Origin of the sequence: Acinetobacter sp. Tol 5 (assembly GCF_019702905.1) — a bacterium.
GTDB classification, from domain to species: domain Bacteria; phylum Pseudomonadota; class Gammaproteobacteria; order Pseudomonadales; family Moraxellaceae; genus Acinetobacter; species Acinetobacter bereziniae.
In genome coordinates this window covers 1,439,172-1,454,753 of the sequence record NZ_AP024708.1, presented here as the reverse complement: position 1 = coordinate 1,454,753, position 15,582 = coordinate 1,439,172, and the positions used below count along the sequence as shown (strand labels likewise).

Annotated in this window: 15 protein-coding genes and 1 tRNA gene; 7 read left to right on the top strand and 9 right to left on the bottom strand. The window is 38.1% G+C overall.

What is annotated here, in order from left to right; all coding sequences use genetic code 11:
- Positions 1–105: 105 nt before the first annotated feature.
- Genes TOL5_RS06725 through TOL5_RS06710 form a run of 4 tightly spaced genes read left to right on the top strand, consistent with a single transcriptional unit; the run spans position 106 to position 1,386 of the window.
- On the top strand, positions 106–360 hold the full coding sequence (locus TOL5_RS06725; RefSeq protein WP_000701730.1) for a hypothetical protein: 255 nt from the start codon (positions 106–108) through the stop codon (positions 358–360).
- 2 nt (positions 361–362) lie between these two features.
- The gene (locus TOL5_RS06720; protein WP_001259410.1) at positions 363–503 is read left to right on the top strand and encodes a hypothetical protein; all 141 of its coding nucleotides are present in this window, start codon (positions 363–365) and stop codon (positions 501–503) included.
- On the top strand, positions 493–720 hold the full coding sequence (locus TOL5_RS06715; protein WP_001087629.1) for a hypothetical protein: 228 nt from the start codon (positions 493–495) through the stop codon (positions 718–720). The genes TOL5_RS06720 and TOL5_RS06715 overlap by 11 nt, the downstream gene beginning before the upstream one ends.
- Positions 721–732: 12 nt before the next feature.
- Positions 733–1,386: a hypothetical protein gene (locus TOL5_RS06710; protein ID WP_000838342.1), complete on the top strand. Its 654-nt coding sequence runs from the start codon at positions 733–735 to the stop codon at positions 1,384–1,386.
- 57 nt (positions 1,387–1,443) lie between these two features.
- On the opposite strand, the gene TOL5_RS06705 is transcribed toward TOL5_RS06710, so the two are convergent.
- Together TOL5_RS06705 and TOL5_RS06700 are read right to left on the bottom strand one after the other, a co-directional pair.
- On the bottom strand, positions 1,444–2,394 hold the full coding sequence (locus TOL5_RS06705) for a YagK/YfjJ domain-containing protein (RefSeq protein ID WP_000284561.1): 951 nt from the start codon (positions 2,392–2,394) through the stop codon (positions 1,444–1,446).
- A gap of 374 nt (positions 2,395–2,768) precedes the next feature.
- A complete protein-coding gene (locus tag TOL5_RS06700; protein ID WP_000344079.1) occupies positions 2,769–4,496 on the bottom strand; it encodes a hypothetical protein in 1,728 nt (575 codons plus the stop codon).
- 184 nt (positions 4,497–4,680) lie between these two features.
- On the opposite strand from TOL5_RS06700, the gene TOL5_RS06695 reads away from it, so the two are divergent.
- Positions 4,681–5,418: a hypothetical protein gene (locus TOL5_RS06695; protein WP_000101621.1), complete on the top strand. Its 738-nt coding sequence runs from the start codon at positions 4,681–4,683 to the stop codon at positions 5,416–5,418.
- A 31-nt stretch (positions 5,419–5,449) separates the two neighbouring features.
- On the opposite strand, the gene TOL5_RS06690 is transcribed toward TOL5_RS06695, so the two are convergent.
- Entirely contained in the window at positions 5,450–6,370 is a 921-nt protein-coding gene (locus TOL5_RS06690) for a hypothetical protein (protein WP_000022452.1), read from the bottom strand.
- A gap of 177 nt (positions 6,371–6,547) precedes the next feature.
- Here TOL5_RS06690 and TOL5_RS06685 point away from each other — a divergent pair, with 177 nt between their 5' ends.
- Positions 6,548–6,814, top strand: a complete 267-nt coding sequence (locus tag TOL5_RS06685) for a helix-turn-helix transcriptional regulator (protein WP_000572501.1) — start codon at positions 6,548–6,550, stop codon at positions 6,812–6,814.
- Between the two features lie 55 nt (positions 6,815–6,869).
- Here TOL5_RS06685 and TOL5_RS06680 read toward each other — a convergent pair whose 3' ends face one another.
- The 3 genes from TOL5_RS06680 to TOL5_RS06670 all read right to left on the bottom strand — a co-directional run bounded on the left by TOL5_RS06680 (position 6,870) and on the right by TOL5_RS06670 (position 10,474).
- Positions 6,870–8,084 (bottom strand): tyrosine-type recombinase/integrase, encoded by a 1,215-nt coding sequence (locus tag TOL5_RS06680; RefSeq protein WP_000235462.1) that lies wholly within the window; start codon positions 8,082–8,084, stop codon positions 6,870–6,872.
- Between the two features lie 168 nt (positions 8,085–8,252).
- A tRNA-Ser gene (locus tag TOL5_RS06675) sits at positions 8,253–8,342 on the bottom strand.
- 98 nt (positions 8,343–8,440) lie between these two features.
- Positions 8,441–10,474, bottom strand: a complete 2,034-nt coding sequence (locus TOL5_RS06670; protein ID WP_121775502.1) for an NADPH-dependent 2,4-dienoyl-CoA reductase — start codon at positions 10,472–10,474, stop codon at positions 8,441–8,443.
- Between the two features lie 258 nt (positions 10,475–10,732).
- Here TOL5_RS06670 and TOL5_RS06665 point away from each other — a divergent pair, with 258 nt between their 5' ends.
- Complete coding sequence (locus TOL5_RS06665) at positions 10,733–11,548, top strand: hypothetical protein (protein ID WP_121775494.1); 816 nt, start codon at positions 10,733–10,735, stop codon at positions 11,546–11,548.
- A gap of 124 nt (positions 11,549–11,672) precedes the next feature.
- Here the strand turns inward: TOL5_RS06665 and dld are convergent, their stop codons facing one another.
- From dld to lldR, 3 genes are all read right to left on the bottom strand, one after another.
- The gene (gene dld / locus TOL5_RS06660; RefSeq protein WP_121775493.1) at positions 11,673–13,370 is read right to left on the bottom strand and encodes a D-lactate dehydrogenase; all 1,698 of its coding nucleotides are present in this window, start codon (positions 13,368–13,370) and stop codon (positions 11,673–11,675) included.
- 285 nt (positions 13,371–13,655) lie between these two features.
- Entirely contained in the window at positions 13,656–14,810 is a 1,155-nt protein-coding gene (gene lldD / locus TOL5_RS06655) for an FMN-dependent L-lactate dehydrogenase LldD (protein ID WP_121775492.1), read from the bottom strand.
- 2 nt (positions 14,811–14,812) lie between these two features.
- Positions 14,813–15,556 (bottom strand): transcriptional regulator LldR, encoded by a 744-nt coding sequence (gene lldR / locus TOL5_RS06650; protein WP_004829158.1) that lies wholly within the window; start codon positions 15,554–15,556, stop codon positions 14,813–14,815.
- Positions 15,557–15,582 lie beyond the last annotated feature (26 nt).

Here is a 15,582-nt window from a genome sequence, read left to right as displayed (position 1 = left end):
ATCTAAACGCTATCTAGCCTTGGAAAGCTTTTTCAGATCTACACTTTAGTCAATTCAGCAAAATATATTACACATCAAATAACACAATAAAAATTAGGGGAAATGATGAAAATTCAAACTTCACTCATTGTTGTCTCAGTTGCACTTCTAGCATCAGGCTGTGCCAGCAAAACCGAACGCCAGTTTATCAGTGGTTGTAAAACAGGCGGCATTAATGACAGCACTTGTTCATGCATCTACGACAAACTTGAAAAGAAATATGGTGAGGGTGGACTGAAAGAAAATATCTACACCTTACAACAAACTGAATCCTTCCAGATGGATATGGTCAATGTGTCCTATCAGTGTATGAAGGAGTAGCCATGAGAACACTTGCAGGCATTATCTGCGTCATCGCTGTGATTTGTGTACTGGGTCTACCCTTCATTAGCTTCATGATCGTGATGGGAATTTTTATTGCATTGGCAAAATTTGCAACTGGGGGGGAAGTAAATGAATTCTAATCTTAAAGCTGGACTGATCAGCACTTATCTGGTCATTGGATTCTTTTTTGCCATCTATCAACATTTCTGGGGGCAGTATAACTATAAGCCATTTACCTACAATTTAGGGCAAGGCTTAGTGTGGCCTGCGGTGATGTTTCCTGTAATCGGTAAAATTGTTGGTGGAATTTTGATTCTACTATTCGTCTGGTTTGTTGTTATTCGTCCTAAATTATAAGGGAGTGCAATCATGAAATCATTATTTTCCACCATTGCCTTGTGTTCCCTGTTAATGGCATGTAGCCAGAACAATCAACCACCAAAAACTGATACTTCAGGTGAGCCTACCAATAATGCTGCTCAGCATACTCAATCAATCTATGCTCCTTATACCGAGGAAGCAGTTAAAGCTAAACTCAATGAAATGCAGATGATTATTGACAATGGTCATGTCTATTTACCTGCTGAGGTCAAGGAAGCGGAGTCTTATATCAGTGGATGGAATAAGTATCCTGATGTGCTGAAAGCCATGATGGAAACTGACCTTAATCCAAACAACACTCAGGAAGCTGCTGACATTCCGCTTGAGAATGAATCTGCACAAGTTAGCGATCTAAATGTTAAGGCTCGCATTAGTGCTAGAGAATCTCAATCTGCTTTTAATGTACAAGGGGCAATTGAATATATTCTTGAAATTCAATCGACCAGCAATCAGCCTTTTGTTCTACAAGGCATGAAAATTAATCGTGGTCGTTGTGGTTATTACACCGCTGACTTTCATAGCAAGATGCCTGTGCAAATGAGCTATAGCTCTACAGTATCGTACTTATTGAAATGCCGTGGTGATCAGGTGCTTGAAGCTGAATTAATCACCGATCAAGGAAATGTAAGTTTGTCTTTTTGATGTCAAACTGTACAAGATAGAGAATACATCTGATAGTCGTGTTCTCTATTTTTAATATCATAATGACTCATTTTGTTCAATATCTCTGCGCCATTTTACTTCAAACTGACCTGTACCAAAAGTCCGCATCTGTGGAGAGGTTTTAGCCCGTAAGCGCTGATCTTCTTTTTCAGGATTGACCAAGTACATCGCTGCACGAATCGCATTTGTAACTTGTATTGGTTGATCACGATGAATCATTCCAACCCCAAGCAATCCATTTTTATCAAATTTTTCCTTGTTGTCTTTGGTATTACAGTTGTAGTGAGTACCCTGTTGATTGGTGATGTGCTTCCAATACTCAGCCACCAGTTTTGCTAAACCTGAATCCTCTATACGACTATTCCCATCATAGATGAGTAATAAATGGCAGTGATAGCCTTTTTCTACACCCTGCTCTAATGCCCATACATAACCTTGTAAGTGCTTAAAACAGGTATCTTTATTTGACATACGATTACATAGAATATCCAATGCATACTTAAAGTCTTGAATACCCCAATGGATTTGATATTCTTTAAGAATAGAGATATCTACTCGAACAAACTGTAATCTAGCATAGTGTGTAAGCAGTTTATTTAGGTAGCATTCCAGTTTAAAGCGATTACGTTGTTCTTGACGCTGAAAATCGAATTGTTCTCGTATTGTATTTTTCATCTCATGTTGAATTATGCCTTGAATATGGAAGATGTGGTTTAGTTCAAATCGTAAAATATCTTCATAAAGATGGGAGTCCAATTTATCCATAATGTAATCTACGAGATTAATCACTCTTTTGAAAACATTAATGATTCTGGAATAAGTAAAATCTTCTCTGTAAATCACCTTAAAAGCACACACAGCATCCAACAGCTCTCGCTTGAATTCTTCATGATCATCAACAAATTGCTCATGGCATGTACTAACCATAAAATCTTCGATTGAGATAAGAATGGATGATTCACTTTCTAATGGATTATTCTGGTACATTTAGGTTCTCACTGAAACATAAGGTTCATATCTAAGTGAGAGATGTAAAATTTTACTGATCATGATTCTAAAGCAGGATGTTGTGGTCATCCTGCTTAGCTGAACATGCTTAGAGACTTTGGAACATACTATAGGGTTAATTTAGAATGCTTTTAGTGATTTGATATTGATACATTGTCTATAACCCATTTGAGTATGGGCTATACTTAACTAAATAACTCACTGTATTTAATCAACGATATAAGTTATTGTTTATATTATTAATAGATAATAATATATATTACCTGTTAAGCAAACCTGTCTAGACTGACCATTACACCACTGCGCCATACAGCGAGAATAACCAAATTATGGGAATATTACAGAAGCTAAACTTACGCTACTTTTTTATTCAGCAATTCAGTTCCTCCTGTATAAAACTGATCCAGCAATCCATATTTTTTCATGTCATCAACACTAGGTTCAATGAATTTCAGCAAATAGTCTTCGTTCGAATATTCCTCCTCTTTCCCACGAATTGGATGAGGGATATCGATCAGAAAAAACTCATCTTTAGTGAGTGTTGAATCGGGCACATAGATACAACTATACATTTTCTGCGACTCGACTTTTGGTATAATTTGAAAAAACTTGCCTGCTACATGACTGAGTCTTCGCGTACTTTTTAAAAATGGTAAAATCTGATTTTTGGCAATCAAATTCAAACAAAATAATAAGAATTCTAGGATGAACCGTTGCTCCTGTTTCTCTAGCTTCTGAATCTGTATTTGGATGTCCGCATCTGGATCGCTGTTTCTGATTAAGTCAGGATTTGTAATCAATTCCAAACGGTATTTTTCTTGAAAGACAAAAGGATAAATATCTTTTTCAATTGTAGTCCGATTTAAAATATCTACACCATATAACAGTGAACCTTGTAAGATATGCTGACGTAAACCCCGCTGATCAAGCAGTCTGCAACACCATGATTCAAAATAGCATTGCATCATTGTCAAATTTGAATCCAAATCATTCAACTTGATATGTTGCTTCTTTTTATTGATTAATGCTTGTTTGAACACTTTTGCAAATACTGTCAAATCTCCTTGTTCCTGATGGCATTGTTGTAATTGCAAATAATGAATTAGACATTCTTTAATGAAACTAGAAATCGTCTCCTGAACTTGTGATGAAGACTGGATACGCTCAATCATTGTTCCAGAAATAATGTTGATTTTATCTGAATCAAGCCCCTTAAGAACCAATGTCGTAAGGTGATTGAGATCGCGTGAGTTGTCAGAATCCAACGGCTGCACCTGCTCAGAAATTACCGTAAAAATATCAGCAATCATTTTTATTTCAAAATGATGTCTTTCACTCGCTTCCAATATATAAAACCGACCATACCGAGCATGATTACCCCAAAAGGTATGAGATAAATTCAACACGTAGGTTGGCGTTATATTTTTTATAAATTTGTTATTGATCGTCCCATGCACATGTACCCGAAGCAGACCTATCTTTTTCAAAAAGTAGATCGAATCAAATATTGCTTGCTTATTTAACCCTGTTTTAGCAACCAGTTGTGTTGTACCTATATTACGTATCACCCCATAAGCATCACATGAGCGAGTCAAGTTTGATAATGTCAACAATACCCTAAAATCCAGTTTTTGTTCGGGTAGTAAATCAAACTTTTTAGTGGTCACTCTGACTTGAGATAATTTGATTAAAATAAGCATTAAAAGGTCAAACTGCTTAATCGCTCTCTTAAGGCGGACATACCTATGATGGGATGTTTCATGTTGATTAACTTTACTCAATAGCAGATTTAAATAATCTAAATTCAGCTGTATTGTTCTAACTCTTGCCCGCCGACCTGTTTCTGGATATGAAAACTCCAATATCTCAAAGCCTGATAACTCCTCCAATACCAGTTTTAATTTTTTATGTTGCACACCTATCTTTTCAGACAATTCCAACAATGAATCGTTGGTTTTTTGTGTACCAAAGAGACTAATAAATTTAATCAGCACCAGTCTAGCGTAGGAACTTAATCTATGTGGTGATAACTCATTAAAATTAAAAATGAGCTGCTTATGCTCTTCTGTCATTTCATCCATACATTTTTATTCATTCAACATTGCTATTAGTAAATTTTAGAATTATTTTTAGATAGGCACAAATATTTACTATAAAATAAATTTAAAACAAATAAACATTTACTAAACGTATTTAGAAATGTTTATTCCACCTTAATTAAAATCTATAATCATATTAGAATTTCAAACATCATAGAACATCAAAATGGCAAGAAAACAACTGACATTGCAACAATGGCTTGATAAAGATCAGACATTAAAATCCTTGTTTTTAGAGCACGAATGTAACAAAGAGCAGGCACTACTGCAGATAGTTCAGCTTCCTGATGGACGATTGCAAATTCAGCCCATCGAAACCATGATCCACCCATTACTCGTAGCAGAAATAACGAATCAATGGGTACTTTTACTCAATGAAAAATATTTTTCCGATCTAAAAAATAGATTCAGAAATTTCAAATATTCCAAGAAAAATCATGCGAATGTGAGAAAGCAATTTTATCTAACCTCACATACAGCCAAAAAAATGGAGGCATTGACTGAAAAGCTCAAACTTAAAACTGAGGCAGAGTGTCTAGAATTCCTGATGAATACGTATGAGGCAAAGCAAACGCTCCCTCCACCCTATAAGCAAAAATTAAATGAAAAAGACATGATTATTGAGGAATTGAACCAACGCATCAAAGCCCTTGATAAAATGCTTTATATTAAACAGCTTCAGGTACGCAAACAGGATGAAGTCATCCAGAAGTATCTCATTAATGAATTAATCAACAGTAAAATTACCATTAATGAATTAACCAATAGCCCCCTTCAGGACGCCAGTGAAATTCAGAAATTAAAACTCCAGTTTTTAAAGGAAATACAGAAAAATATTCAGCTAGAGCAAATCAGGCACCTATCCGTTGATCAAATTGCTTCTGATACTTTTGGTAATGAATAAGCTGATGATTGTTTTTTATGAGTACTTCTTATCACTTTTGAATAAGAATATCCTGTAACAGTTCAGTACAATCCCTTAAGTGGTGAAGAATACTTTCATCATTATAAATGGTGTTATAGGGTATTTTTTTCCCCAGCAGCAAAGCAGGGTCAGTTGACTTCTGAGCAATGATTAATTCGTTTATTTCTAACTGAAGTTTGTCGATCCTGTTCTGATATTTACGATTCTGATAAACCTTTCCATGATAATTTTCATTCTGTTTATTATGGGAATTAATGAGTCGTCCCTTTTCCAATTCTTCAATCAATGCCAGCTTAGAATCTATTTCATTCTGAATCCAGACCAGATTATTTTTTTGATATTCAAGTCTAAGTATTGGCAAAATTGATTTTACCGCCTGTGATAAATTCTCCCACCGACCATTTTTATGAGCTTCATCCCTTAAAACCCGATACAGAATTTGATGCCGTGGGTATACATTCTTATCATTACGAACTTTGACTGCCCGAATACCTCTCATTCGTTTCAAAATCTTTAAATTGCGTTGGGTGCAAATATTTTCATCCAGAGCCTGATAAGCCTGTAAAATGACACTATAACGTTTTTTTTGAATTGTATTTGAAAGCGTATCAAACTCGTCTTTTAATGCATTTAGCTGTTCCAATAGTACTACTATCTGCATAGGTGAAATGACAGTATTCTCACCTAAAATCAGTTGATGAAATTCATTTATTTCTTTCAGAATTAAATCATTGAGGTGTAGTCGCTCGTTCAGCACCTTTCGCTGTATATCGCTTAACTCAGCAACGATGATTCTTTTTTCTGGCTCATCAGCTGTTTTTATATTTCCACATGCCTCATTTTGTAAAAAACTGGATTCATAATAAGTAAACAGACAATCAATGAACTCCTGTTCCAATTCATTTAAGTCTTCAAATTTTATAATAGACATATTTTTATATTCCAATATGTTAACAATGTATAATAGTAATGTTTTTTTATAATTATGCACTGTTCTTTTATCACTGTATACCACTGTCTATCATGAGCCATATGAAAGTATGCAATGTTCAATATCAATACTTTCATACTGTTAATATTTATGTGTATAAAATCCTAGAGGTGGAAAATGATAGAACAGCATTATCGTGTCAAAGACTTAGTCAACTACCCTGAACGCCCTGCCAAGGACTATGTAGATCGTGGTGGTCGCAGACGAAAGCTATCTTATAAGCCTGCAACCAAAGGGATATTGAATATTGCAGAATCCACCTTCTGGAAAATGATTCGTCGGGGTGATTTTCCTGAACCTACCTATTTAACAGCAAGTATGCCCACATGGGCTGAAAGCCAGATTATTGAATGGCTTGAACTCAAAGAGCTTAAAGCAGCATAAATTAAATAGCCTGTCGTTTGACAGGCTATTTTTTTATCATTGGATTTTCATCTTTTTACTGTTGCTGATCCAGCAATGATTCTAGGTAATTCGCCCACTCCTGCATCATCTCCCGACGATTGTTTAAAAATTTGGTTCGATTGTAGGCTGTACCATTATTATCTTTTACTTTATGTGCCAATTGATGCTCAATAAAGTCTACACGTTGTTCTAATATTTCATCCAACATGGTTCGTGCGGTTGCACGTAATCCATGTGCCGTTTGCTTCCCAGCATAGCCCAAGCGTTTTAACGCTGAGTTAATCGTATTATCAGAAATAAAAGTTTTACCATCCCGACCCACGAAAATGTATTCACTGTATGGGTGCAGATCAATAATTGAATCAATTAAGTCAAAGGCCTGATCTGACAATGGTACAATATGAAGCTGCTTGGTTTTACTAGCTGTAAATTTAAAGCATCTTTCTTCACAATAGAAATACTCCTTTTTCAGCTTGCGTATCTCCCCAGGTCGCTGAAAGGTCAACACGGAGATTTTTAACGCCACTTGTGTGATATGTGAACAACGTGGATAAAGTTTGGAGTAGTTCCAAATTTTATTGAGCATTGGAGCTAGTTCCTGCTCCTCTGTCACGGCTGCAAAGTTCCCACCCTGTGGTTTGGGCAGTTCAATATCCTCAATAGGATTGTATTGAATCAGCTTCTTTTTACGTGCTGACTTAAATATCTGGTTCAAGTCCGATTTTAGGCGTTTGGCAACTGACAATGCACCACGTTCAATAATGCGCTTAAAGACCTTAATCTCAAGAATTTCCAAGGTAAGCTGTGGAAAGGTTAAATCACCAATATAGGGATAGACATCGTGCTTTAAACGACGGATCGTCTCTTCATCCTGTTTTTGCTCTAGCTCACGTTTATATAGCCATGCTTCAGCAACAATACGAAAGGTATTTTCTGCTTCTTTCTGTTTCTGGGACTTGGTTTCAATCCGCTCCATTGCTGGATCGATGCCCTGCTTAATGAGCTTCTTATATTCATCACGAATAGTGCGAGCATCATCCAGTGAAACTTCAGGATAAGTACCTAAAGATAAATCATTACGTTTGGCTAAAAATGGACGTGTGTAATTGAATATCCAGTACTTGCTACCACTCTGATCAATACGCAGGTACAGGTTTCCCCCATCAGACAGCTTATACATCTTGTCAGGATCAGGTTTAGCTTTTTTAACTTGTAAAGCACTAAGCTTATTGATTCCACGAGTCGCCATAATTCAGACATAAAAAAATGCAGTAAGAAATAATCTTACTGCATTTTTTACTACTTTATAACTACCGATTGGCGTAGTGCGTCACGGCTTGTCATATCGTATATTTCCAACTTTAACCTTATAAATCATAAACTTATATAGTGTTAAACAGTGTCAGAAACTTGAATTTGGCGGAAGCGGTGAGATTCGAACTCACGGAGGACTCACACCCTCGTCGGTTTTCAAGACCGGTGCATTAAACCGCTCTGCCACGCTTCCATGTGCGCAAGAATACTAAGCTTTTCCAACGATGACAAGAAAAAAATAGGCTTAAAGCATTCAAATGCATATTGTTTCATCAAAATCACTGATTTTGATCAAAGTTTAGCTGCTATTTCAGCACCTTCACGAATTGCGCGCTTGGCATCAAGTTCACCCGCCAATTTAGCACCACCAATAATATGATAATTGGCTAAAGTAGATTCACCCTCTTTTGGCATCAAATCCTTAACAGACTCTTGCCCAGCACATACTACGATCGTATCTACCCGCAACAATTGATCATGACCATTGCTTTCAATCCACAATCCTTCATTGGTCACAGCTTTATATTGCACGCCACGCAACATTTTTACCGCATGTTTTTTCAATTGTGCACGATGAACCCAACCCGAAGTTTTACCTAGACCAATCCCTAAAGGTGTTGTTTTCCGTTGCATCAAATAAATTTGACGAATCGGTGGTTCGACTTCAGCAGGAACAAAGCCTCCTTCGGTCATATAGTTTGGATTTGGGTCGATGCCCCATTCACGTTGCCACTCTGCCAAAGGCTGAGGTTGTGGCTGATGTTCAGGTTTCAATAAAAATTCTGAGACGTCGAAACCAATACCACCCGCTCCAATCACCGCCACCCGATACCCCACTGGTGCACCTCGCAACACTTCTGCATAGGACAAAACTTGTGGTGAATCACTGCCATCAATCTTTAAACCACGAGGAATAACACCCGTAGCAATCACAACATCATCAAAACCTTCACGTTCTAATTGCTCACGATTGACTTTGGTATTTAAACGTAAGTCCACACCGGTCTTTTCGATTTGTACTTTAAAATATCGAATGGTTTCATGAAACTCTTCTTTACCCGGTACGACTTTGGCAAGATTAAATTGACCACCAACTTCTGTAGAGGCTTCAAATAAAGTCACTTGATGCCCACGACTTGCAGCAATTGTCGCAGCAGACATACCTGCAACACCACCACCAACAACAGCAACTTTCTTTGGTTTCTTGGCTTTGAGATAAACCAATTCTGTCTCATGCGCAGCACGTGGGTTAACCAAACAACTTGCACGTTTATTTTGAAAACTATGGTCTAAACACGCTTGGTTACAGGCAATACAAGTATTAATTTCATCAACACGATTAGTTGCAGTTTTACTGACCCAAAAAGCATCCGCCAATAATGGACGTGCCATTTGCACCATGTCCGCTTTACCTGCTGCTAAAATTTCTTCAGCAGTATCTGGCATATTGATTCGGTTTGATGCAATAACTGGAACTGAAACATGTTTTTTTACTTCCGCTGTATAATCAACAAAGGCTGCTCGAGGAACGGAGGTCACAATAGTTGGGATACGTGCTTCATGCCAGCCAATCCCTGTATTCAATAAAGTAATGCCTGCTTTTTCTAATGCCTGAGCGACAGTGATGACTTCATCCATCGTATTGCCATCATGGACTAAATCCAACATCGACAAACGGAAGCAAATAATAAACTTTTCACCCACTTTGGCACGAATCGCTTTGACAATTTCTACAGCAAAACGCATCCGGTTTTCAATCGGACCGCCCCAACGATCTGTACGTTGATTGACATGGCGACTTAAAAATTGATTCAGCAAATATCCTTCTGAACCCATAATTTCCACACCATCATAACCCGCCTTTTTTGCCAAGCTTGCAGTTTCTGCATAATCTTTAATCGTTTCAAGGATCAGTCTGTCATTCATCTGACGTGGTTTAAACATTGAAATTGGAGATTTGATCGGGCTTGCTGAAACCACAAAAGGCTGGTATCCATAACGACCAGAGTGCAATATTTGCATAAGAATTTTTGCGCCATGCTTATGTACAGCATGGGTAACTAAACGATGTGGTGCAATATCACCCAAAGTATTCATCGTTCCGCCTGCTGGCAACAACCAACCTTGACGGTTAGGAGAAATCCCTCCTGTAATAATCAGCCCAACGCCACCTTTAGCTCGCTCGCCAAAATATGCGGCAAGTTTGGGATAATGATAAAAACGATCTTCCAATCCTGTGTGCATTGAGCCCATTACCACACGATTTTTGATCGTTGTAAATCCCAAATGAAGCGGTTTTAAAATATGTGCATAGCTAGTTGTCATGGTGAATCCTTTTTGATTTGGCTTTGCAACTTGTTGCATACTACTTTATCGAGTTTTAAAATTTTTTGGATGGCTTATTTTGATAATTTCTTGGTAGATAGTGTCAATTTACTGCATTTATTTTTTATTAAAAAACTTCATCCTGATCTATTTTAATTAATCAATAAAATACAGTTCTATAATACTGTAAAGCAGCAATTTTGGTTATTTTGCACTATTACTTTGGAATAAAAGCAAATAAGAAAAGGCATTTTAACAATGAGTCATCCTGTATTTTTAACCAGTACCACGTTTAGCCATATGCCGATCGGTCAAGAAAATCAATGGGCAGATTTTTTTCAAACAGCTTCTTTTGAACTTGAAGCCAATGCATTTATTCCGATTTTATGGTTAATGCTGTTTAAACAGGACAATCTGCATTGGGCTAAATATATCGATGAATCGGATCATAACGACCAAAGAAATCAGGGTGATTTGGAAGAATATCAACAAGATTTTGCAGAAAACTGCTATGCCTATTTAGTGATCGAGCAACAACAGGCTTTAAATAATTTAGAGCAACGGAAGCCCTTATTTATAGCTATTTTTGGTGAAGAAAACATTCCTCATTTTGAAGAGTTTAAATCTTATATCTTACAATATTATCCTCACTTTATATTGTTACGAACCAATGGATTACCTTTAGACTTAAATGACGCAAACTTTCTAACTCAACCCTTAACACACATAGAAAATGCGCAAATGGGTGATACCGAAAATATTGATTTTTTCACTGTGCAACGTCGTGATCTTGCACGTTTCGATGATCAGGCTTATTTCTTTTACGGTGCAGATGTACTCAGTAGCAGTATAGCATCAGATTCCCTAGAACAGCCCTCATCACCGATGTTAGACACTAAACCACCATCAACAACAGCATCAGGATTGGCGATTTGGATCTGCACAGCAATTGTTGCCTTATTAACTCTCGGTGTTTGGTTTTCGACTTCTTCGATTTTGTATAGCGTACTTATTTTTATCATCAGTGCTTTTGTATTGGGATTCATTTCTTCAAAAATTGGAGAAACAAAGTAGAACAGGTTGACATATGAGCCACAAAAAACCATGAGCAATGCGATCAGTATTACTCATGGTTTTTAAACAACTTTTTTTGAAAAAATTTTAATCTATTGCGAATTGTAAAATTATTTTCCCAATTTTATTTCCAATATTTCAATTTACTGGTTTGCCCAATACCCACATTAAAGCTATTGGTTGGATCAAGTTTTTGATAATGATTTTTTAAACTTGGTTTAGCCACATAGAGATGCCCTACATTATGTTCTGCGGGATATTCAGCTCCACGATCATCCAACAAATGCCACATTTGATGTTCCATTGCCAAAGGATCAACACCTTTTTTTACAATATAGTCTTGATGAAATACATGACAGAGAAAATGTCCGTAATACAACTTATGAATGATTAAATCATCCATCGCTTTGGGTAAGGTTTCCACCCACTCCCGATCATTACGACGCAGTGCAATGTCTAAAGCAACAATATCCTCCACGTCTGAACGGTGTGTATCTCGATAGCGGATTGCCGCACCTGCAACGGCAAAACGGTGTAGAAATGCTTTGCGCCCTTCTTCCTCCGTACAACGGAAGAAGCTACCTGAAGAATGCTGTTGAAAGTAGTCATGTAAAAAAGCTTCAACTTGCTCGACGTCTTGATTTTCGATACGAATCATCAAATGATGTTCATATAAATCACGAAACTCATTCATGCGCTTAGGCAAATGATTCGGTAAGAGTTTGGTCACTATTTGCAAAATTTTATCGGACAAATTACGTAAACCAATTTTCTCCAGATAACCATCGACTTTATCCTTCATCGCAAATGCTGCAGGTACTTTTGCTGTACCTAATTTTTCGATAAACATAAACGTATCTTTGCCGTATTCAGCGCCAATATCATAGGCAACACGATGAATATACTCACCGGCAATTGGCAGTCTAGGTAAATCTTTCAGTAAAAAACGACGAATTTCGGTGAGATCATCATGTGAGTTTGTCCCGACATAAAAGACCTGACTTGGTATTTTCTCAAAGGTGTCTAGACGTACTGCAAATACACAGACTTTACCTGCTGAACCCGAAGCTTCAAACAAACGTGATGGGTCCGCATTAAATCGTGCAGGCGTAGCTTCATCAACCTGTTTCACATCATGCGCATAACGATGATCTGAGGCACAACAACTCGGATTATTTACAATGTCATTGATTTGATAATTTTGACTTTCGAGCTTGGTTAAAATTTCTTCTGGAGTTTCACCCAAATGAACTCCCAAGTGATTGACCAACTCCAACTCACCTGAATCATTGACACGTGCATAGAGTGCTAACTCGGTATAGGCAGGTCCACGACGAACAAGTGCACCGCCAGAGTTATTACAGATCCCGCCTAAAACTGATGCTCCGATACATGATGAACCAATCACAGAGTGTGGTTCACGATTAAATGGAGCTAATTCTTTTTCCAAACGATCTAATGTTGCCCCTGGCAAACAAATGACTTGTTGACCTTGATTAATGACCTGAATGCCAGCCAAACGGCGCGTACTCATTAAAACCACGGGACGATCATAATCATCACCAAATGGCGTTGAACCACCAGTCAATCCAGTATTGGCAGCTTGCATAATCACGATGCAATCGGCATTGACAGCAGCTTGTAACACTTGCCATTGTTCGAATAAAGTTCCTGGAACAACAACAGCAAGTACTTTGCCTGAACCGTATCGACGCCCTTGACGGTAGAGGCGTGTATCATGATCTTGGGTCAAAACATGCTGTTGACCAACAATTTGAATCAATTGCTGAATGGTTTGCTGTGAATCAAAATTCGATTGCATTTTCCCTATCCTATCTATGAATGCTGACTCAACAAATAAGTTCAGCATTCATTGCAGCGATATTATTTCAATGTAATTGCGACTATGGAAAGCTTTCGATTTAATGTATCTCAATTTAAAAAGATAGTTCAAACCATAGTCATCCGCAAAACTTGATCAATATTTTTTAGTTTCATCTTTTAGAAATATCAACTGCTCAAAACGTTTGGCTTTAACGCTCACAGCTAATATTTAGGCAAGCAAATTCGATAGTTTGATGGATATTTGCTCAACCTCAAAAATATATTAATCATTCAGTGCTTGATCTAGTTTGACTAAACAATCAGAAGTAATGTCAGCAATGGTTTTGGCACCCGTCAATGTCATCGCAACACGCATTTCTTTATCAATTAAATCAAGTAGGTTTGATACACCAGCACCACCTGCGGCACCTAAGGCATAGACAAATGCACGTCCTAACATACAGGTATCAGCGCCAAGTGCGAGCATTCGCACAACATCTAAACCATTACGAATACCCGAATCTGCCAGAATCTTAATATCGCCTTTCACAGCATCCGCAATTGGAGGAAGTGCACGTGCTGATGACAACACACCATCGAGTTGACGACCACCATGATTAGAAACCACAATACCATCTGCGCCGAAACGTACTGCATCTTTAGCGTCTTCTGGATCAAGGATGCCCTTAATCACCATCGGACCATCCCAAAACTCACGAATCCATTCTAAATCTTTCCACGAAATAGAGGGATCAAAGTTATTGCCCAGCCAACCGATGTAGTCTTCGAGTCCAGTCGGTTTGCCTAAATATTTGGAAATATTCCCCAAATCATGCGGACGACCCAGTAAGCCCACGTTCCAAGCCCAATGTGGATGGAAACAAGACTGCATATAACGACGCATTGCTGCATTCGGACCACTCATCCCTGAATGTGCATCGCGATAACGTGCACCCGGTACAGGCATATCGACAGTAAACACTAAAGTTGAGCAACCTGCTGCTTTAGCACGTTCCAAGGCATTTTTCATAAAGCCACGGTCACGCAAAACATAAAGCTGAAACCACATCGGACGACCAATTGCTGGGGCAACTTCTTCAATTGGGCAGACTGAAACTGTAGATAAAGTAAATGGAATACCTTTTTTATCTGCTGCAACTGCAGCCTGCACTTCACCACGGCGTGCATACATCCCCGTTAAGCCGACAGGAGATAATGCAACCGGCATTGATAAAGTTTCATCAAATAACTTTGTTTCTAGACTTAACTGAGACATATCATTTAAAACACGCTGTCTCAAAGCGATTTTTGATAAATCTTCTACATTGCGCTTCAGTGTATATTCAGCATATGCACCGCCATCAATGTAATGAAATAAAAATGGAGGTAAACGACGTCTCGCTGCTTCACGATAGTCATTTGCAGAAGAAATAATCATGTTCATATCCTGTTTAATCGGCTTGCACGTTGACGACGAGCTTCTTCTTCATCAATCATCCGTACTTGCTGCACTACAAATTCTATATGTCCACATACTGCATCTCTTGCAGCATCTGGATCATGACGTTCAATTGCATCCATCACTCTAAAATGCTGATCATGCAATTGATCAAATCGATGTGTTTCTGAGTAAACCTTACGTCTGCCCAGTAATACGTTAAATTGCAACAAATCGAACACGCCCCGCATCATCTGAATCAAGACTAAATTGTGCGATGCCTCAGCAATCGCCAAATGAAATTTAGCATCCGCCAATGAAGCTTGTTCATCATCCCCTAATGACTGAAAGTATGAAATCTGGTCATAATATTTACGGATCAAAGCCAGATCTTCTGTTGTTGCACGTTGTGCTGCATACCAAGCCGAGCCACCCTCAAGAATTGTTCGTGCTTCTTGCACATCAAAACGATAGGCAGGGTCTTGATCAATTAAATTACTTAACGGGCTAACAATCTGGTTTTGCGACCAGTTCACAGGGATTTGTTGCAAATACGTTCCCGCACCTACTTTACTGACCAGCATACCCATACTGGTCAATTGCGAAATCGCTTCTCTTAAAGAAGAACGGGATACACCGAGTTGTTCACACAACTTTCGTTCAGCAGGCAATCGTTCTCCGACTTGCATGTTTTTTTCTGCGATTAACATGCGTAGGCTGTGGACCACTTTGTCGGAGACTTTCATCTGCTTTCCTTAATATTGCATTGGTT

Excerpts from the sequence above, each read along its gene's own strand:
- lldD (WP_121775492.1), bottom strand. The coding sequence starts at position 14,810 with ATGATTATTTCTTCTGCAAATGACTATCGTGAAGCAGCGAGACGTCGT.
- TOL5_RS06665 (WP_121775494.1), top strand. The coding sequence starts at position 10,733 with ATGAGTCATCCTGTATTTTTAACCAGTACCACGTTTAGCCATATGCCG.
- dld (WP_121775493.1), bottom strand. The coding sequence starts at position 13,370 with ATGCAATCGAATTTTGATTCACAGCAAACCATTCAGCAATTGATTCAA.
- TOL5_RS06710 (WP_000838342.1), top strand. The coding sequence starts at position 733 with ATGAAATCATTATTTTCCACCATTGCCTTGTGTTCCCTGTTAATGGCA.
- TOL5_RS06680 (WP_000235462.1), bottom strand. The coding sequence starts at position 8,084 with ATGGCGACTCGTGGAATCAATAAGCTTAGTGCTTTACAAGTTAAAAAA.
- TOL5_RS06715 (WP_001087629.1), top strand. The coding sequence starts at position 493 with ATGAATTCTAATCTTAAAGCTGGACTGATCAGCACTTATCTGGTCATT.
- TOL5_RS06705 (WP_000284561.1), bottom strand. The coding sequence starts at position 2,394 with ATGTACCAGAATAATCCATTAGAAAGTGAATCATCCATTCTTATCTCA.
- TOL5_RS06690 (WP_000022452.1), bottom strand. The coding sequence starts at position 6,370 with ATGTCTATTATAAAATTTGAAGACTTAAATGAATTGGAACAGGAGTTC.
- TOL5_RS06695 (WP_000101621.1), top strand. The coding sequence starts at position 4,681 with ATGGCAAGAAAACAACTGACATTGCAACAATGGCTTGATAAAGATCAG.
- TOL5_RS06670 (WP_121775502.1), bottom strand. The coding sequence starts at position 10,474 with ATGACAACTAGCTATGCACATATTTTAAAACCGCTTCATTTGGGATTT.
- TOL5_RS06700 (WP_000344079.1), bottom strand. The coding sequence starts at position 4,496 with ATGGATGAAATGACAGAAGAGCATAAGCAGCTCATTTTTAATTTTAAT.
- TOL5_RS06720 (WP_001259410.1), top strand. The coding sequence starts at position 363 with ATGAGAACACTTGCAGGCATTATCTGCGTCATCGCTGTGATTTGTGTA.
- TOL5_RS06685 (WP_000572501.1), top strand. The coding sequence starts at position 6,548 with ATGATAGAACAGCATTATCGTGTCAAAGACTTAGTCAACTACCCTGAA.
- TOL5_RS06725 (WP_000701730.1), top strand. The coding sequence starts at position 106 with ATGAAAATTCAAACTTCACTCATTGTTGTCTCAGTTGCACTTCTAGCA.
- lldR (WP_004829158.1), bottom strand. The coding sequence starts at position 15,556 with ATGAAAGTCTCCGACAAAGTGGTCCACAGCCTACGCATGTTAATCGCA.